The sequence below is a fragment of the Microbacterium sp. CFBP 8794 genome, from assembly GCF_014841235.1.
Lineage (GTDB): Bacteria > Actinomycetota > Actinomycetes > Actinomycetales > Microbacteriaceae > Microbacterium.
The window spans coordinates 474,122-491,676 of record NZ_JACYTT010000002.1 but is presented as its reverse complement, the minus strand read 5'-3'; the positions used below and the strand labels follow the sequence as shown (position 1 = coordinate 491,676).

Genomic DNA, 17,555 nt, shown 5'->3' with positions numbered 1-17,555 from the left:
GACCCCCGGTCACCCTCGGGTGGCCGGGGCGTCACCCGCACAGGCTACGATCCGGCGGGGTCGTGACCGCCCCCTCTTCGCGAGGGTGGTGACACGGCCCCGCCGGGCTCACATCTAGAACGCAAACGACAAGGAGACCGCCACACCATGGCAAACTTCACGATCGCCGACATCAAGGCGCTGCGCGAGCAGCTCGGCACGGGCATGGTCGACACCAAGAAGGCGCTCGAAGAGGCTGACGGCGACGTCGAGAAGGCCGTCGAGATCCTGCGCCTCAAGGGTGCCAAGGGCAACGCCAAGCGCGCCGACCGTTCGACCAGCGAGGGCCTCGTCGCCGCGCGCGAGGTCAACGGCACCGTCACGCTGCTCGAGCTCGCCTGCGAGACCGACTTCGTCGCCAAGAACGAGCGCTTCATCGCTCTGGCCGACAAGGTCGTCGACGCGGCATCCGCCGCCGGCGCCGACTCGGTCGAGGCCGCCCTGGCCGCCGACGCCGACGGCAAGACCGTCGAGCAGCTCATCTCGGACGAGGCCGCGATCATCGGCGAGAAGGTCGAGCTCCGTCGCGTGCGCACCCTCTCGGGCGACAAGTTCGAGGTCTACCTGCACAAGACCAGCAAGGACCTGCCCCCACAGGTCGGCGTGGTCCTGGCCTACACGGGTGACGACGCCGAGACCGCTCGCTCCATCGCGCAGCACATCTCGTTCGCCAACCCCTCGTACCTCACGCGCGACGCCGTGCCCGAGGCCGACGTCGAGAAGGAGCGCGAGATCGTCACCGAGATCTCCCGCAACGAGGGCAAGCCCGAGGCCGCCCTTCCGAAGATCGTCGAGGGCCGTGTCAACGCGTTCTTCAAGCAGGTCTCGCTGCTCGACCAGGACTACGCGAAGGACAACAAGCTGTCCGTCGCCAAGGTCGCGTCCGACGCCGGTCTCACCCTGACCGACTTCGCCCGCTTCAAGGTCGGCGCGTAATCCACGCATGACGAGGCCCGGGATGCCATGGCATCCCGGGCCTTTTCCCTGCCCGGGGGTCGTTTCGGTCGACGCGGGCGGGGAGCTAGTTTGTTCAAGACGAGAGGACACCACACGTGATCGATGAAGCCACCAAGCGCCGCCGTGTACTGCTGAAGCTGTCGGGGGAGGCATTCGGCGGGGGCCAACTGGGCGTGAATCCCGACGTCGTGAGCCAGATCGCCCGCGAGATCGCCGAGGCGGTCGACCGGGTCGAGATCGCGATCGTGGTCGGCGGTGGCAACTTCTTCCGCGGAGCCGAGCTGAGCCAGCGCGGCATGGACCGCGGGCGCGCCGACTACATGGGCATGCTGGGCACCGTGATGAACGCGCTCGCCCTGCAGGACTTCCTCGAGCAGGCGGGAGCGGCCACCCGCGTGCAGTCCGCCATCTCGATGACGCAGGTCGCCGAGCCCTACATTCCGCGTCGCGCCGTGCGCCACCTCGAGAAGGGCCGCGTGGTCATCTTCGGCGCGGGAGCGGGGCTTCCGTACTTCTCCACCGACACCGTCGCCGCCCAGCGCGCGCTCGAGATCGGCGCCATCGAGGTGCTCGTCGCCAAGAACGGCGTCGACGGTGTTTACACCGCCGACCCGCGCACCGACGCCGACGCCGTCAAGCTCGATCACCTCACCTACCGCGACGCTCTGCAGAAGGGTCTCAAGGTCGTCGACTCGACGGCGTTCAGCCTGTGCATGGACAACGGCATCGACATGCGCGTGTTCGGCATGGAGCCGGCCGGCAACGTCACCCGTGCGCTGCTCGGCGAGACGATGGGCACCCTGGTCACCACATGACGCGCCGTGCGGGCCCGGGGAGCCGGGTCCGCACGCGGCTAGACTGAGAAGTCAGTCCCAACGAATGGAGTCACCGTGATCGCCGATGTCCTCGCCGATGCCGGAGCGCGCATGGATCGTGCCGTGGAGGCCGCCAAGGAGGACTTCGCGACCGTCCGTACCGGACGCGCGAACCCCCAGATGTTCCAGAAGGTGCTGGTCGACTACTACGGCTCGCCCACCCCTCTCGGTCAGCTCGCCTCGCTGAACAACCCCGAGGCCCGCACGCTCGTGGTGAATCCCTACGACAAGTCGGCGCTGAAGGCGATCGAGCAGGCGATCCGCGACATGCCGAACCTCGGGGTCAACCCGACGAACGACGGCACGATCGTGCGCATCACCATGCCGGAGCTCACCCAGGACCGCCGCAAGGAGTACGTCAAGATCGTGCGCGGCAAGGGCGAAGACGCCAAGGTGCAGGTGCGCAACCTCCGCCGCAAGGCCAAGGACGACCTCGACGCCCTGAAGAGCGATGTCGGCGAAGACGAGCTCGTCCGCGCCGAGAAGGACCTCGATGGCCTCACGCGCACGCACGTCGACAAGATCGACGAGGCTCTCAAGCGCAAAGAGGCCGAACTCCTCGAGGTCTGAGTCATGACCGACCTGCCCGAGACCGGCGACACCGATCCGGTCGATCCGACCGATGCTCGCCGGGCCGATCCGGTGCGCCGTTCGCCGATCACGGGCGAGGGCGTGACCGCAATCGAGTCGCAGCTGCGGGCGATGCGCACCGACGCCGAACAGCACATCGCGCATGCCCGCGCGGAGTTCGACCAGGCCAACGAACGTCTCAAGCAGCGCACGGGCCGCGACCTCATCGTCGCCACCCTGATCGGCGTGGGCATCGGCGTGATCGTGATCGCGTCGCTGGTCTTCGTCAAGTGGCTCTTCGTGCTGTTCGCCGCGGCGGCCATGGTGCTGGGCGTGCTCGAGTTCTCGCGCGCGCTCCAGGTGGCCGGGCGGCGCGTCGACGTCGTACCCCAGCTCGTCATGGGCTTCCTGCTCGTGCTCAGCGGGTTCTTCCTCGGCGCGTGGGTGCACTGGGTCGCCACGCTGGTCGCGGTCGTGGTGGTCATCGTGTGGCGCCTCACCGCGCAGCTGTTCTCGGGCGACGGTCGCGCGCCCATCGAGGTGATCGGCGACGTTCTCGTCGGCGGCTTCGTGCAGCTCTATGTCCCCTTCCTCACCAGCGTCGCGCTGATCCTGCTCGCGCAGCCGCGCGGCGAGTGGTGGGTGCTGGCGTTCCTCATCCTGGCCGTCGCCGCCGACACCGGCGCGTACGTGTCGGGCTTGACGTTCGGGCGGGGCGGGCGGCATCCGATGGCCCCCCGCATCAGCCCGAAGAAGACCTGGGAGGGCTTCGCCGGGGCCTGCGTCGCCGCCCTCGTCGCCGGGGCGCTGCTGGCCGTCTTCATGCTGCAGGTGCCGTGGTGGGCGGGTCTCATCTTCGGCGCCGTCGTCCTGGCGACGGCGACGGTCGGCGACCTGGGTGAGTCGATGCTCAAGCGCGACCTCGGCATCAAGGACATGAGCTCGTGGATCCCCGGCCACGGGGGAGTGCTCGACCGCCTCGACTCGATCCTGCCGTCGGCCACCGCCGCGCTGGTGATGTTCTACCTGCTCGCCCCGCTGGGAGTGTCATGACCGAGACCCCGATCCACGATCGAGTGAGCGCGACGCCGTTCCCCGAGGCCTCCGGGCGCTCCAAGGGCTACGAGAAGCGGGCCGTCGACGCCTTCCTCGCGCAAGCGCGCGAGGCGTTCGAAGCGGATGCCGAGGGAGCGCTGCGCTCGTCGGAGATCCGCGCCGCCGCCTTCCCCCTCGTGCGCGGCGGCTACGCGGTCGCGGCCGTCGACGCGGCGCTCGGACGCGTCGAGGACGCCTTCGCTGCCCGCGAGCGGGAGTTCGCCCTGTCGCGCCTGGGCGCGCGGGCGTGGGTCGCCGAGACGCGCGACACGGCCCAGGTCGTCCTCGATCGTCTGGGCCGCCCGCGCGGCGAACGCTTCGATCGCGTCGGTCTGCTCCGTTACGGCTACCGCGTCGACGAGGTCGACGTCGTCGCCGACCGAGTCGCGGGGTATCTGGCGGCGGGCCACCCCGTCACGCCCGAGCAGGTGCGCGCCGTCGCCTTCCGCATGCAGCGCGGCGGATACCGCGAGGCGCAGGTCGACGCCGTGCTCGATGCCGTCGTCGAGGTCATGCTCGCCGTCGGATGACCCGTTCACGTGGCACGCGCCCGCGGGCGTCGGTAGACTCGAGCACACTGTGACTGCCGGTTCAGACCTCTCGCGTGCCTCCTCGTCCCGCGCCGCCCGCCGGGGCGTGGTGTCCGTCGACGTCGTGCCGCCCGCACTTCCGCGTCGTTCGGCACCGCGCTGGTCTCGCCGACGCGGAGTGGTCGGTGTCTTCGCCTCGTGCGCCGCGGTGCTCTTCGCCGCCGCGTACGTCGGCCCGATGGGCGCGGCGCTGACGCCGGCCCAGGCGGACGAACCCCGCACGGTCACGCTGTACGCCGAGGGCCTCGGCGACACGCAGGCCGTGTCGACCTCGGGCGAGAAGCAGGCTCCCGTGCTCGATCGCTCGAGCTACAACGTCTACGTCAAGCCGAAGCCGACCCCGACGCCCACCCCCACGCCCTCGAGCGGGTCGGGATCGTCGGCGGGCGACGCCGGACCGCTGTTCTACTCCGGCGGCGGTGCCCCGGGCGAGTGGATGGCGGCGGCGGGCATCTCCGACGCGGACATGGGCTACGTCGACTACATCGTCAGCCGCGAGAGCGGCTGGAACCCGAACGCGACCAACCGCTCCTCGGGCGCGTGCGGTCTCGTGCAGGCGCTGCCGTGCAGCAAGGTGCCCGGAAACGGCTACGACCCGGTCGACAACCTGCGGTGGGCCACCGGGTACGCCACGGGCCGGTACGGCAGCTGGGCCGGCGCCTACGCGTTCTGGACCAGCAACCACTGGTGGTGAGCGGCGGTCATGCCCCGCTCCCGTAAACGTCGTCCGGAACCCGGCCGCAGCGAGGATTCCCTCGATCGCCTGATCGCCGGGTGGAAGCGCACCGAGGTCAAGCGCGGGATCGACTGGACCGTGCAGCCGATCTCGGCACCGCAAGCGCTGAAGGACTACGTCTGCCCCGGCTGCGGTCGCGCGGTCGTGGCCGGAACCGCCCACCTCGTCGTCTGGCGGGCCGACGGCGTGCTCGGCGACGCCGCCGACCTCGCCGCCCGACGCCATTGGCACACGCACTGTTGGAGGATCGCCTGATGGAGATACGCGGACCCGTTCTGCTCCCCGCCCGTCGCGAGGACATTGAGCTGCGGACGGTCGACGAGCTCACCCTCGTCGGCGAACTCGCTCTCCCGCTGGAGCGGGAACCCGTCGCGACGCTGGTGACCCTGCATCCGCTGCCGACGGCGGGCGGATTCATGGACTCGCACATCCTGCGCAAGGCCGCGGGGCGACTGCCGGCCCTGGCCGACCTCGCGGTGCTGCGCTTCAACACCCGCGGCACCACGTCACCCCGCGGGACGAGCGAGGGCACCTTCGACGGGGGAGCGAGCGAGGTCTTCGACGTCGCCGCGGCCGTGGACTTCGCGCGCGAGCGGGGTCTTCCCCGACCGTGGTTGGTCGGGTGGTCGTTCGGCACCGAGCTGGCGCTGAAGTACGGTCGCGATCACGACGTCGAGGGCGTCATCCTGCTCTCGCCGCCGCTGCACCGTGCGACGGCCGACGAGGTCGCCGCGTGGGCCGGCGACGCGCGGCGCATGGTCGTGCTGGTTCCCGAGTTCGACGACTACCTGCGACCGGATGAGGCGCGGGAGCGATTCGCGTCCGTTCCGGATGCCACCCTGATCGCCGTCGAGGGCGGGAAGCATCTGTGGGTGGGCGAGACCCAGACCCGTTGGGTGCTCACCGAGATCGTCGCCGCCGTGAACCCCGACGCGCTGCCGCTCCCCGTGGAGTGGGACGGCGACCTCGACGGCTGACGACGGTGTCCCACGCGAGGCGAACGGCTCGGCCGGTCTCGCGGGGTGACGGAGCGTCGATCACCGCTCGTTCTGCCGCGGGATGATCACCTCGCGGTAGATGATGAGGATGCTCGCGGCCACGGGGATGGCGATGAGGGCGCCGAGCAGGTTGAGCAGCGCACCGCCGGCGAGGGCCGAGATCACGACGACGGCACCGGGTACCGACACGGCGCGGTTCATGATGCGCGGCGAGATGACGTACGCCTCGATCTGCATGTAGACGAGATAGTAGACCAGCGCGATGAGCGCCGTCGTGGGAGATCCGAGCCCGGGCAGGAGGCACGTCAGCACGATGATCGTCGACCCGGTGAGCGTGCCCACGAGCGGGATCAACGAGAAGAAGAAGGCGATCACGGCGAGCACGGCCGGGAACGGCGCGTTGATGATCGACAGGAAGATCGCGCTCAGCACGCCGTTGATCACGCCCAGGCTCACCTGACCCATGACGTAGTAGCCGACGGAGTCGGTGATCTTCTCGGCCAGCTCGATGAACCGCGCGCGCATCGACGCGGGGACCAACTGGTAGACCGCCGACTTGAGCGACGGGGTGGATGCCGTGAAGTAGATCGTCAGGATGAGCACGATGAACGCGCCGCCGAGGCCGGCCGCCACCGCACCGCCGATCGTGAGGAGGCTGTTGCCCACCATCGTCGAGATGGACCCCACGTCGAGCGTGGTGACCCACTGCTGCACACCGGCCCACACCTCGTCGAGGCGCAACCAGGGGAGGGTCTGCTCGACCCAGGTCTGCACCTGCGTGACGATCTCGTTCCACCGGGTCGGCTGCAGGAGCTGCTCGATCTGCACCACGAGCTGGGTGATCTGCCCGACGATGATCGGCACGACCATCACGATGATGCCGGCGAAGATCCCCAGCACCCCGAGGATCGTCACGAGGACCGCCGCCCACCGGGGGAGACCGCGCTTCTCGAGGAACGAGACGACGGGATCGAGCCCCAGCGAGAGGAAGAGGGCCGTTCCCACGTACAGCAGGATCGTGGACAGGTTCTCGACGCTGCCGATCAGCAGCAGCCCGACGCCGACGCCGAGCGTCGCCAGCAGCGCCACCTGGAAAGGATTGTGGATCTTCATGACGACGACTCCCGCCTCGGACGGGTGCGACGGCGCCCGTTGTCGTCAGGATACTGACGCCGCGCCCTCGAACGTGCGCGACGGGCCTCGCCGCGAACTTTCAGGCGTCCTCGGCTAGTCTGAAACGTCGATTCTTCGGTGGTGCCAGGGCCGCCGGTGGGGATGGTGTGAAGAGTGAGATTTGTCTGGGCCGTGGTGGCGTTCGTCATCGCCGCCGCCATGATCGGTGCGGGCATCGCTCAGCGGACCGTATTCCAGGGTCCGTCCGAGACCACCGCGGCCGTGCAGACCGAGGGCACCACGCCCTACACGCTCATCGACGGGTCGGTTCTCACCAGCACCCCGGGCGCGCAGACGCTGCGCGTCGCGGGTGACGGAGCCGTGTTCGTGTCGTACGGGCGCACCTCCGACATGCAGGCGTGGCTGTCGGACACGCGGTACACCTCGGTGGTCCCCGGCGGCGAGGGCAGCCTCCAGACGTCGGTCGTCGAGCCCACCGCGACCGCGACGGGCGAGGTCGCCGGGCGCAGCCCGGTCGATTCCGACCTGTGGCTCGACGAGTTCGAACAGACCGGTCCGCTGTCGACCACTCTGCAGCTTCCCGCCGACATGAGCGTCCTGGTGGCCTCGGACGGTATCGCTCCCGCCCCCTCCGACATCAGCGTGACGTGGCCGATCGACGACAGCACACCCTGGGCGGGCCCGCTGATCGTGGGCGGCGGCATCGCGCTTCTCGCCGGTCTCGTGCTGTACCTCCTCGGCATCCGGCACGTGCGTCGTTCGCGCCGCCCGCGCCGCAAGGGCCTCCCGCTGCCCGTGACCGAGCCCATCTCGATCGGCGAGTCCCGGACGGCGGGCACGGGTGTCGTGAGCGAGTCGCCGGCCCGCCGGGGTCGGGTGCGCGGAGCCCTGGGTGGCGGACGACGCGCCCTCATCGCGGTCCCCGCGCTCGGTGTCTCGCTCACCCTGCTCGCCGGCTGCTCCGCCGATGCGTGGCCGCAGCTGGCCGCCACCGAGACGCCGAGTGCGTCCCCGACCGTCATCGTGCCCGAGGGCCAGTTCCCGCCGGCCGTCACCGAGGCGCAGGCGACGCGCATCGTCTCGCGTGTGTCGACCGCGGTGACGCAGGCCGACGCGTCCCTCGACAAGACCGCCGCCGCGACCCGCCTGACGGGACCGGCGCTCGCGGAGCGCGAGACCAACTACACGCTGCGGGCGGCGATCACCGACCGTCCGGCCCTCCCCGCCATCCCGGCCGAACCGGTGCAGATCATCCTGCCGCAGACCACCGGCGCGTGGCCGCGCACGCTCATGACGGTCGTGGAGTCCGCTGACGCGGCGACTCCGACCACGACGATCATGATGATGACGCAAGAGACGCCCTGGGCCGAGTACAAGGCCGCGTACGTCGGAAACCTCGAGGCCTCGACCAACCTGCCCGAGCTGGCCGCCCCGTACGTGGGCGCCACGCAGGTTCCCCCGGACTCGTCGTTCCTGGTCATGGAGCCGCAGAAGGTCGCAGAGGCCTACTCCGACATCATCAACAACGGGCAGAACAGTGCCTCGTACGGCCTGTTCGACACGGCGAACGACCTGCTGCTGACCGCCATCCAGGACAACAAGACCAAGCGCACCGACGAGCTGAATCAGACGGGTCAAGGCACGGCCGAGATCAGCTTCGCCGCCTCGGCCGGTCCCGCCTCGCCGATCGCTCTGGCCACCCTCGACACCGGCGCGATCGTCGCGGTCAACGTGTACGAGAGCGACACGGCCAAGCCCACGAACGCCGACGCCGTGATCAAGCTCGACAACAACCCGGCGGTGAAGGCGCTGACCGGCGTCGACCAGTCGGCGACGGGCTTCACCACCACCTACTCCGACCAGGTCTTCTTCTACGTCCCCAGCCAAGGCTCGGACGACCAGATCCGCCTGCTCGGCTATCGATCCAGCCTCCTCGAAGCGAAGGTGTCCCCGTGAGCACTCCCGCCCCCGGTTCCGTCATGCGCGGTGCCGTCGACCTCTCGTCGCTGCGCAACCGCCCGCAGCCGCCCGCCGCCGGTGAGGCCGCCCCGGCCGCCCCGCCGTCGGGAGCGCTGCCCCTCGTCTTCGACGTCACCGACGCCAGCTTCGGCGAGGTGCTCGAGCTGTCGCGGACCGTTCCGGTCGTCATCGACCTGTGGGCGGAGTGGTGCGGTCCCTGCAAGCAGCTGAGTCCCGTGCTCGAGAAGGTCGTGACCGAGCTCGCGGGGCGTCTCGTGCTCGCCAAGGTCGACGTCGACGCCAACCCCCAGCTCGCCCAGGGCTTCCGCGCGCAGTCGATCCCGATGGTGCTGGCGCTCGTCGCCGGCCAGCCCGTGCCGTTGTTCACGGGCGCCGTCCCCGAGGAGCAGGTGCGCGAGGTGTTCGCGCAGCTGCTGCAGCTCGCGGCCCAGCACGGCGTCACGGGCACGATCCCCGTCGACGGAGCCGCCGATGCGGTCACCGAGCCCGAAGAGCCGGTTCTGCCCCCGCTGCACGCCGAGGCGTTCGCCGCGATCGAAGAGGGCGACTACGCCCGGGCGATCACCGCCTACGAGCAGGCGCTGGTCGAAGACCCCCGCGACGCCGATGCCCGCGCCGGACTCGGACAGGTGCGCCTGCTCGCCCGTGTGCAGGATGCCGACCTCCAGGCCGCCCGTGCGGCCGCGGCCGCAGCTCCCACCGATTTCGACGCGCAGTTCCTGGTTGCGGACCTCGACCTCGTGGGCGGCCACGTCGACGACGCCTTCGCGCGTCTGCTCGATCTGTTCGCCGAGCTTCCGGCCGACGATCGCGCGCCCGTTCGCGAACGCATCCTCGAGCTGTTCGGTCTCGTCGGCGACGACGACGCCCGCGTCATCCGCGCGCGTACCCGTCTGGCATCCCTGCTCTTCTGAGCCGACGACGAAGGCCCCACCCGATCGAGGGTGGGGCCTTCGTCGTTCGCCGGGGTCAGCTCCCGGCGCGGTGGTGCAGCCACAGCACGCCCAGGGGCGGGAGCGTGACGACGGCGCTTCCGCGGGAATCGGTCGTCACCGCACCGAAGTTGCCCTGACCCGAGCCGCCGAACGCCTCGGCATCGCTGTTGAGGATCTCGGTCCACGTTCCCGCTTCGGGCAGGTCGATGGGGAAGTCCCCGAGCGGGACGCCCGAGAAGTTGCACAGCACGGCGATGGTGTTGCCGTGGTGGTCGCGGCGCGCGAACGCCAGCACGTTGGGGTTCCACGCGGGAGCGCCCAGACGCGAGAACGCGGCACCGTCATGGTCGCGCGACCACAGGGCGGCCTGGTCGCGATAGACCCGGTTGAGCTCGGCGACGAAGGCGTGCAGCTGCGCGTGCGAGGGCTGGTCGAGCATCCACCAGTCGAGGCCGCGCGACTCCGACCACTCCGACATCTGGCCGAACTCCTGGCCCATGAAGAGCAGCTGCTTGCCCGGGTGGCCCCACATGTAGGCGAGGAACGCGCGCATGTTGGCGAGTTTCTGCCAGTGGTCGCCCGGCATGCGGCCGAAGAGGCTGCCCTTGCCGTGCACGACCTCGTCGTGGCTGATGGGGAGCACGAAGTTCTCGCTGAACGAGTAGACGAACGAGAACGACAGCTCGCCCTCGTGGTGCGAGCGGTACATGGGATCGCGCCCGATGTACTGCAGCGAGTCGTTCATCCAGCCCATGTTCCACTTGAACCCGAAACCGAGTCCGGCGTGCGAGGTGGGGGCGGTCACCCCGGGGAAGCTGGTCGACTCCTCGGCGATGATCGCGATGCCCGGATAACGCTTGTACGAGGTCGCGTTGACCTCCTGCAGGAATCGGATGGCCTCGAGGTTCTCACGCCCGCCGAACTGGTTGGGGGCCCACTCGCCGTCATTGCGCGAGTAATCGAGGTAGAGCATGGATGCCACGGCATCCACGCGCAGACCGTCGACGTGGAACTCCTCGAACCAGTACAGCGCGTTCGCGACGAGGAAGTTGCGCACCTCGTTGCGGCCGTAGTCGAAGATGAGCGTGCCCCAGTCCTTGTGCTCCCCGCGCCGGGGGTCGGGGTGCTCGTACAGGGGCTCGCCGTCGAAGCGCGCCAGCGCGAACTCGTCTTTGGGGAAGTGGCCAGGGACCCAATCCATGATCACGCCGATGCCGGCCTGGTGCAGCCGGTCGATGAGGTAGCGCAGGTCGTCGGGGTCTCCGAAGCGGCTGGTCGGCGCGTAGTAGCCCGAGACCTGGTAGCCCCAGGAGCCGCCGAACGGGTGCTCGGCGAGCGGAAGGAACTCGACGTGCGTGAAGCCCTGAGCCCCGACGTAGTCGATGATCTCGTCGGCGGCGTCACGGTACGACAGCCCGGGTTTCCACGACGCGAGGTGCAGCTCGTAGATCGACATCGGGCGGTCCAGCGGGGCGGTCGTCGAGCGTTCCTCGATCCACGCGTCATCCGACCAGGCGTACTCGGACTCGGTGACGACCGAGGCCGTGGCCGGGGGGACCTCGGCCAGGCGGGCCATCGGGTCGGCCTTCTGGATCCAGGCACCGCGGCGGGTGAGGATCTCGAACTTGTAGCGGGTGCCCGCGCCGATGCCGGGGACGAAGAGCTCCCAGACGCCGCTGCCGCCCATCGAGCGCATCGCGCTGCCCGTGCCGTCCCAGCCGTTGAAGTCGCCGATCACGCGCAGGGCGCGGGCGTCGGGCGCCCACACCGTGAAGGCCGTGCCGGCGGAGCCATCCGTCTCGCGGACGTGGGCGCCCAGGATCCGCCAGAGTTCTTCGTGGCGCCCCTCGGAGATGAGGTGCAGGTCGAGCTCGCCGATCGAGGGAGCGTGCCGGTAGCCGTCGTCGGTGGCGTTCTCGACCCCGTCGTCGTAGGTTGTGCGCAGCGTGTACCGGCCGGGGTTCTCGGTGAGAGCGGCCTCCCACACGCCGCCGTGCACGTGCTCGAGGGTGACGCTGTCACCGGCGGCGAGATCGCCCGCCACCTCGCGCGCGAGAGGGCGCCGCGCGCGCAGGACCCAGCCGTCGGTGCCCTGGTGCACGCCGAGCACGCTGTGCGGGTCGTGGTGCGCGCCGTTCGCCACGGCATCCAGGATCTCGGGAGGAAGAGTGGTCATCGGTTCTCCTTGACGTGCAGGATGTGCACGGGCTCGGTGAAGGCGTCGAGACGCACGAAGTTGTGGTCGGCCCAGGTCCAGACCTGTCCCGTCACGAGATCTTCGACGTCGTACGACGTTCCCGGTTCGACACCCCAGACGGTGGTGTCGAGGTGGACGGTGCTCTCGCGGGTCGAGTGCGGGTCGACGTTGGCGATCACGATGATCGTGTCGCTCTCGCCGGTGGGTGACAGGGCGGCATCGAGGTGCTTCGAGTAGACGAGGATCGCGTCGTCGTCGCTCCAGTGCACGCTGAGGTCGCGCAGCTGGCCGAGGGCGGGGTGCGCGCGTCGGGCCTCGTTGAGCATGCGCAGGTACGGGGCGAGCGAGTCGCCCGCCGCCTCGGCACCGGCCCAGTCGCGGAACTTGTACTCGAACTTCTCGTTGTCGATGTTCTCTTCGGCGCCGGGACGCGCGACGTTCTCGTACAGCTCGTACCCGGCGTACACGCCGTACGTGGGGGCTGCGGTGGCGGCGATCGCGGCGCGGATCTTGTACGCCGGTCGACCGCCGAACTGCAGGTACTCGGTGAGGATGTCGGGAGTGTTCACGAAGAGGTTGGGACGGAGGAAGTCGTCGGTCTCGTGCGCGAGGCCCGAGAGGAACTCCTCGAGTTCTTCCTTCGTGTTGCGCCACGTGAAGTAGGTGTAGCTCTGCTGGAACCCGGCCATCGCCAGGCCCTGCAGGGGAGCGGGGCGCGTGAACGCCTCGGCGAGGAAGACCGCGTCGGGCTCTTCGGCGCTGACGGTGGCGATGAGCCACTCCCAGAACTGCAACGGCTTGGTGTGCGGGTTGTCGACGCGGAAGATCTTCACGCCCTGGGCGATCCAGTGGCGCACGATCCGCAGCACCTCGGCGCGGATGCCGTCGGGGTCGTTATCGAAGTTGACGGGGTAGATGTCCTGGTACTTCTTCGGCGGGTTCTCGGCGAAGGCGATGGAGCCGTCGGGCAGCGTCGTGAACCACTCGGGGTGCTCGGTGACCCACGGGTGGTCGGGAGAGGCCTGGAGGGCGAGGTCGAGGGCCACCTCGATGTCGTTCTCGCGCGCCGCGGCGACGAAGGCGCGGAAGTCGTCGAGAGTGCCGAGGTCGGGGTGCACGCTGTCGTGCCCGCCCGCGGCCCCGCCGATGGCCCACGGCGAACCGGGGTCGCCCGGCTGGGTGACGAGGGTGTTGTTCGGGCCCTTGCGGTTGGTCTGACCGATCGGATGAATCGGCGGCAGGTACAGCACGTCGAAGCCCATCGCGGCGACGGCGGGGAGGCGCTCGGCGGCGGTGCGGAAGGTTCCGCTGACGACGCTGCCGTCCTCGGCGCGCGTGGCGCCCTCGGAGCGGGGGAAGAACTCGTACCACGAGCCGACACCGGCGCGGGTGCGTTCGACGAGCAGTTCGGCGTCGCGCCCGACCGAGACCAGACCCATCAGGGGTCGGGCGTGGAACAACGCGGCGATCGCGGGGTCGCGGACGATGTCGAGGGCGACGTCGTCGTGCGTGTCGGGGTCGCGGAGTGCCCGCGCGGCGTCGTACAGCACGTCTTTGTCGCTGCCGGGGCGCTTCTTCTCGCCTCGGGCGCGGTCGAAGAGCTGAGCGCCCATCTCGCGCATGACGGCGACGTCGACGCCCGCGGCGATCTTCAGGTCTGCCGCGTGCTCCCAGGTGGCGAAGTCGTCGGCGTAGGACTCGAACCGGAACCGCCAGACACCCTGCTCGAGGGGGACCACGAGCGCCGACCAGCGGTCGAACCCGTCGTTCAGTGGGCTGAGACGGTGCAGTGATTCGTCGCCCGAGGGCGAGAACAGGCGCACGTGCACGCCGATCAGATCGTGTCCCTCGCGGAAGGCGGTCACCGTGAAGGGCACGGCTTCGCCGACGAAGGCCGACGGTCGGAACCGCCCGCCGGGAACACTCGGATGCGGAAGGGCCAGGGGGATGCGTGGGGTGACCACGTTCCGTGACGTCGGTGTCGGCTTGACCGGCCGCACGGGGATCGAGGCGGCACTGCGCCAGGGCAGCTCGGGCGTGAGAGTCGTCGTGTCAGCCACGGTCCGAACCTACCGCGGGGCGACGACGTGCCCTCACCTTTCTCGCGCCCTTGACAGGGCGCGTCGGTTACTCGACGCGGAACAAACGCATCGATGCGCCCGCCAGCGAGACCGTCTCGCCGGGGGCGAAACGCTCCCCGCCGGGGGTCGGCGCCTCGTCGGCACTGGACCACAGCGAGACGTAGGCCGTGCCGGCATCGTCGTCGAGGGTGGGCAGCACGATGTCGGCCGGCGCCTCGGTCCCGTGCACGACCAGCAGGACCTGGTTGAGGTCCTCGTGCTCGGGCGTCGAGGTCGCGAGGTATTGCAGCGTGCGATGCGCGGGGTCGTTGAAGGCGTCGCTCGACATCGTGCGCCCCTTCTCGTCGAACCACTGCATGACCGAGGCCGAGGGGATGCGCTCCCCGAGTCGGGCGAACCGCCGAGGACGCAGGGCCGGGTTGTCGCGGCGGATCTGCAAGAGACGCTGCGTGTGCGCGAACAGATCGCGCTGCCAGGGTGCGAGATCCCACGACAGCCAGGTGAGGGCCGAGTCGTGGCAGTAGGCGTTGTTGTTGCCCCGCTGGGTGCGTCCCATCTCGTCGCCCGCGGTGATCATCGGGATGCCGGCCGACACGAGCAGCGTGCCCATCAGGTTGCGCATGGCTTTGCGACGGGTGGCGAGGACGCGTTCGTCATCGGTACGCCCTTCGGCGCCGTGGTTGAAGGAGCGGTTGGTGTCGGCGCCGTCGCGGTTCTGCTCGCCGTTGCCCAGGTTGTGCTTGACGTCGTACGAGACGAGGTCGCGCAGCGTGAAGCCGTCGTGCGCCGTCACGAAGTTGATGCTCGCGAGCGGTCCGCGCTCCTCCGAGAAGGTGTTCGAGGACCCCGCCAGGCGTGTGGCGAAGCCGCCGATCCCCACGGGGGCGGTGTCGGCGCGGCGGGCGTAGTCGATGTCGCTCAGCCAGAAGTTGCGCACCCGGTCGCGGTAGCGGTCGTTCCACTCCTGCCAGCCGTCGCCGAAGTTCCCCGTCTGCCACCCGCCCATGCCGACGTCCCACGGCTCGGCGATGAGCTTCACGTCGGCGAGTTCGGCGTCGTCGCGGATGGCCTGGAGCAGCGGATGCTCCGGCGTGAACGAGTGCCGCTCGTCGCGGCCCAGCGTGACGGCGAGGTCGAAGCGGAACCCGTCGATCTGCACGTCGTTGGCCCAGTAACGCAGCGAATCGAGGACCAGCCGCGCGGCGGCGTCGGTCGAGGTGTCGACCGCGTTGCCGCACCCGGTCTCGTCGATGTAGGCGCCGTCGTCGGTCTGGCGGTAATACGACCGGTTGTCGATGCCCCGCAAGCTCGTGCGGGGGCCGCCGATGCCCTCTTCGGCGGTGTGGTTGTAGACCACGTCGAGGATGACCTCGAGGCCGGCCTCGTGGAGCAGCTTCACCATGCCCTTGAACTCGCGCAGCACCGCCTCGGGACCCTCGGCGCGGCTGGCCGCGGTGGCGTAGGCGGCGTGCGGGGTGAAGAAGTTGAGGCTGTTGTAGCCCCAGTAGTTCGTCAGCCCCAGCTGCAGCAGACGCGGCTCGGTCGCGAAGGCGTGGATCGGCAGCAGCTCGACGCTGGTGATGCCGAGCGACAGGAAGTGATCGATCATGGCGGGGTGCGCGAGACCGGCGTAGGTGCCGTGCAGCGCCGGCGGAATGAAGGGATGCCGCTTGGTCAGCCCCTTCACGTGGCCCTCGTAGATCACGGTCTTGTCCAGCGGCACGCGCGGTTTCGTCGACGTGCCCCAATCGAAGCCGCCCTCGACCACGACCGCGCGCCAGTCGCCGAAGTTGCCCGAGACGAGCCCCCGCGCGTACGGCTCGACCAGGAGCGTCTGCGGATTGAAGGTGTTGCCGGGGCCGAGCGGACCGCCCACGCGGATGGCGTAGCGGGCTCCGGGCCGCAGCAGGGCGGAGGTCGCCTCGAACACCCCGTCGCCGAGGGGGACCATCGTCACCGTCTCGGTCGCCCAGTCGAGGTCGACGTCGTCGAACACGAGCATCTGCATCGCGTCGGCGTGACCCGACCACACCCGGAGGGTGCCGCCATCGGGGCCCAGCCTCACTCCGAGATCGTCGAAGGCGCTGCCGAGCAGGCCGGGGCGGGCGGGAAGGACAGTCTCGGGTCGGACCATGCGTCTTAGGGTAGTGAACGGCGGCAGGCGTCGTCGGAAGGACAGCACGATGCAGGTCTACCTCGATCACGCAGCGACCACGCCGTTGCGCGCAGAAGCGCGCGATGCGTGGCTCGCCGCACACGATGTGCTGGGCAATCCGTCGTCGATCCACGGGGCCGGCCAGGCGGCGCGTCGCCTGCTCGAGGACGCCCGCGACCAGCTCGCCCTCGTACTGGGGTGCCAGCCCATCGAGATCGTCTTCACCGGCAGCGGCACCGAGGCGACCAATCTCGCCCTGAAGGGGCTGTGGTGGTCCCGCCCGACCGGGGTCGACGCCCTCGTTCTGCCCGACGGCGAGCATCACGCCACGCTCGACGTCGTGAGCTGGCTCGCCACCCAGGGCGCGCTCGTACGCCCGGTCGGCCTCGACGCCCTCGGTCGGATCGACGCCGACGCGTTCGCCGCGGCGCTGCCGGGGGCCGCCGTCGCCACCGCGCTCGTGGCCAACAACGAAGTCGGGACGGTGCAGAATCCGGCGGCTCTCGCGGAGCTGGCATCCGGAGCCGGGGTTCCCCTGCACCTCGACGCCGTCTCGGCGCTCGGTCAGATCGCGGTCGACTTCGCGGCCTGGCGGGGTGCCGGGACCGCGACCGGGGGACTGGCGGCGATGTCGGTCTCGGCGCACAAGGTCGGCGGCCCCGTCGGGGTGGGGGCCGCGGTGGTGTCGCGGCACGCGAAGCTGACGGCCCTCGTGCACGGGGGTGGGCAGCAGCGGGGGCTCCGCGCCGGAACGCAGGACGTCGCGGGAGCCGCCGCCTTCGCCGCCGCGGCCACCGCCGCCGAGGCCGAGCGCGAGGCCGAGAACGTGCGGCTCGGAGCGCTGCGCGATCGCCTGGTCGACGGCATCCTGAGCTCCGTTCCCGCGGCCCGCCTGCTGGGCGATCCGACCGATCGGCTCGCCGGCAACGCGCACGTGCTGTTCCCGGATGCCGCGGGCGAGACGCTGCTGTTCCTGCTCGACATGGCGGGGATCGCCGTGTCGACGGGGTCGGCGTGCCAGGCCGGTGTCGCCGAGCCCTCGCACGTCGTCCTCGCTCTCGGACTCGACGACCGCGCCGCCCGCTCGGTGCTGCGGTTCAGCCTGGGACGCACCTCGACCTCGGCGGACGTCGAGGCGGTGCTCGCCCGTCTTCCCGACGCGTACGCCCGGGCCGTGGCATCCGGCGCCCGCTCAGCCCCGCGTTCGTAGACT

15 protein-coding genes are annotated in these 17,555 nt (G+C 70.1%); 11 read left to right on the top strand and 4 right to left on the bottom strand.

Annotated elements, in window-relative coordinates; genetic code table 11:
• The first annotated feature begins 147 nt into the window (after nt 1-147).
• From tsf to IFU19_RS06130, 8 genes are all read left to right on the top strand, one after another.
• Nucleotides 148-975 carry a translation elongation factor Ts gene (tsf, locus tag IFU19_RS06165; protein ID WP_055836699.1) on the top strand — a complete coding sequence of 276 codons (828 nt, stop codon included), beginning with the start codon at nt 148-150 and terminating at the stop codon, nt 973-975.
• Between the two features lie 116 nt (nt 976-1,091).
• On the top strand, nt 1,092-1,811 hold the full coding sequence (gene pyrH, locus IFU19_RS06160) for a UMP kinase (protein ID WP_055836701.1): 720 nt from the start codon (nt 1,092-1,094) through the stop codon (nt 1,809-1,811).
• Nucleotides 1,812-1,886: 75 nt separating this feature from the next.
• Nucleotides 1,887-2,441, top strand: a complete 555-nt coding sequence (gene frr, locus IFU19_RS06155) for a ribosome recycling factor (protein ID WP_055836704.1) — start codon at nt 1,887-1,889, stop codon at nt 2,439-2,441.
• Nucleotides 2,442-2,444: 3 nt separating this feature from the next.
• Nucleotides 2,445-3,494 carry a phosphatidate cytidylyltransferase gene (locus IFU19_RS06150; RefSeq protein ID WP_055836707.1) on the top strand — a complete coding sequence of 350 codons (1,050 nt, stop codon included), beginning with the start codon at nt 2,445-2,447 and terminating at the stop codon, nt 3,492-3,494.
• A complete protein-coding gene (locus tag IFU19_RS06145) occupies nt 3,491-4,066 on the top strand; it encodes a DivIVA domain-containing protein (RefSeq protein ID WP_055836710.1) in 576 nt (191 codons plus the stop codon). The genes IFU19_RS06150 and IFU19_RS06145 overlap by 4 nt, the downstream gene beginning before the upstream one ends.
• A gap of 49 nt (nt 4,067-4,115) precedes the next feature.
• Nucleotides 4,116-4,820: a transglycosylase SLT domain-containing protein gene (locus IFU19_RS06140; protein WP_235561599.1), complete on the top strand. Its 705-nt coding sequence runs from the start codon at nt 4,116-4,118 to the stop codon at nt 4,818-4,820.
• Nucleotides 4,821-4,829: 9 nt separating this feature from the next.
• Complete coding sequence (locus tag IFU19_RS06135) at nt 4,830-5,117, top strand: hypothetical protein (RefSeq protein ID WP_192013209.1); 288 nt, start codon at nt 4,830-4,832, stop codon at nt 5,115-5,117.
• On the top strand, nt 5,117-5,839 hold the full coding sequence (locus IFU19_RS06130) for an alpha/beta hydrolase (protein ID WP_192013208.1): 723 nt from the start codon (nt 5,117-5,119) through the stop codon (nt 5,837-5,839). The genes IFU19_RS06135 and IFU19_RS06130 overlap by 1 nt, the downstream gene beginning before the upstream one ends.
• Nucleotides 5,840-5,899: 60 nt before the next feature.
• Here the strand turns inward: IFU19_RS06130 and IFU19_RS06125 are convergent, their stop codons facing one another.
• A complete protein-coding gene (locus IFU19_RS06125; RefSeq protein ID WP_192013207.1) occupies nt 5,900-6,973 on the bottom strand; it encodes an AI-2E family transporter in 1,074 nt (357 codons plus the stop codon).
• A 174-nt stretch (nt 6,974-7,147) separates the two neighbouring features.
• Here IFU19_RS06125 and IFU19_RS06120 point away from each other — a divergent pair, with 174 nt between their 5' ends.
• Together IFU19_RS06120 and IFU19_RS06115 are read left to right on the top strand one after the other, a co-directional pair.
• Nucleotides 7,148-8,950: a glycosyl transferase gene (locus IFU19_RS06120; RefSeq protein ID WP_192013206.1), complete on the top strand. Its 1,803-nt coding sequence runs from the start codon at nt 7,148-7,150 to the stop codon at nt 8,948-8,950.
• A complete protein-coding gene (locus IFU19_RS06115) occupies nt 8,947-9,888 on the top strand; it encodes a tetratricopeptide repeat protein (RefSeq protein WP_192013205.1) in 942 nt (313 codons plus the stop codon). Before IFU19_RS06120 ends, IFU19_RS06115 begins: the two co-directional genes overlap by 4 nt.
• A 55-nt stretch (nt 9,889-9,943) precedes the next feature.
• On the opposite strand, the gene glgB is transcribed toward IFU19_RS06115, so the two are convergent.
• From glgB to glgX, 3 genes are all read right to left on the bottom strand, one after another.
• Nucleotides 9,944-12,085 carry a 1,4-alpha-glucan branching protein GlgB gene (glgB, locus tag IFU19_RS06110; protein ID WP_192013204.1) on the bottom strand — a complete coding sequence of 714 codons (2,142 nt, stop codon included), beginning with the start codon at nt 12,083-12,085 and terminating at the stop codon, nt 9,944-9,946.
• Nucleotides 12,082-14,166, bottom strand: coding sequence for a maltotransferase domain-containing protein (locus tag IFU19_RS06105; RefSeq protein ID WP_192013203.1), 2,085 nt, complete (start codon nt 14,164-14,166; stop codon nt 12,082-12,084). Before IFU19_RS06105 ends, glgB begins: the two co-directional genes overlap by 4 nt.
• A 67-nt stretch (nt 14,167-14,233) precedes the next feature.
• On the bottom strand, nt 14,234-16,321 hold the full coding sequence (gene glgX / locus IFU19_RS06100; protein WP_192013202.1) for a glycogen debranching protein GlgX: 2,088 nt from the start codon (nt 16,319-16,321) through the stop codon (nt 14,234-14,236).
• Nucleotides 16,322-16,370: 49 nt separating this feature from the next.
• Between glgX and IFU19_RS06095 the strand changes: the two genes are divergently transcribed.
• Nucleotides 16,371-17,552, top strand: coding sequence for a cysteine desulfurase family protein (locus IFU19_RS06095; protein ID WP_192013201.1), 1,182 nt, complete (start codon nt 16,371-16,373; stop codon nt 17,550-17,552).
• Nucleotides 17,553-17,555 lie beyond the last annotated feature (3 nt).

Coding starts and splice junctions, on each gene's coding strand:
- tsf (WP_055836699.1), top strand. CDS start 148: ATGGCAAACTTCACGATCGCCGACATCAAGGCGCTGCGCGAGCAGCTC.
- IFU19_RS06150 (WP_055836707.1), top strand. CDS start 2,445: ATGACCGACCTGCCCGAGACCGGCGACACCGATCCGGTCGATCCGACC.
- IFU19_RS06145 (WP_055836710.1), top strand. CDS start 3,491: ATGACCGAGACCCCGATCCACGATCGAGTGAGCGCGACGCCGTTCCCC.
- IFU19_RS06135 (WP_192013209.1), top strand. CDS start 4,830: ATGCCCCGCTCCCGTAAACGTCGTCCGGAACCCGGCCGCAGCGAGGAT.
- IFU19_RS06130 (WP_192013208.1), top strand. CDS start 5,117: ATGGAGATACGCGGACCCGTTCTGCTCCCCGCCCGTCGCGAGGACATT.
- IFU19_RS06125 (WP_192013207.1), bottom strand. CDS start 6,973: ATGAAGATCCACAATCCTTTCCAGGTGGCGCTGCTGGCGACGCTCGGC.
- glgB (WP_192013204.1), bottom strand. CDS start 12,085: ATGACCACTCTTCCTCCCGAGATCCTGGATGCCGTGGCGAACGGCGCG.
- glgX (WP_192013202.1), bottom strand. CDS start 16,321: ATGGTCCGACCCGAGACTGTCCTTCCCGCCCGCCCCGGCCTGCTCGGC.
- IFU19_RS06095 (WP_192013201.1), top strand. CDS start 16,371: ATGCAGGTCTACCTCGATCACGCAGCGACCACGCCGTTGCGCGCAGAA.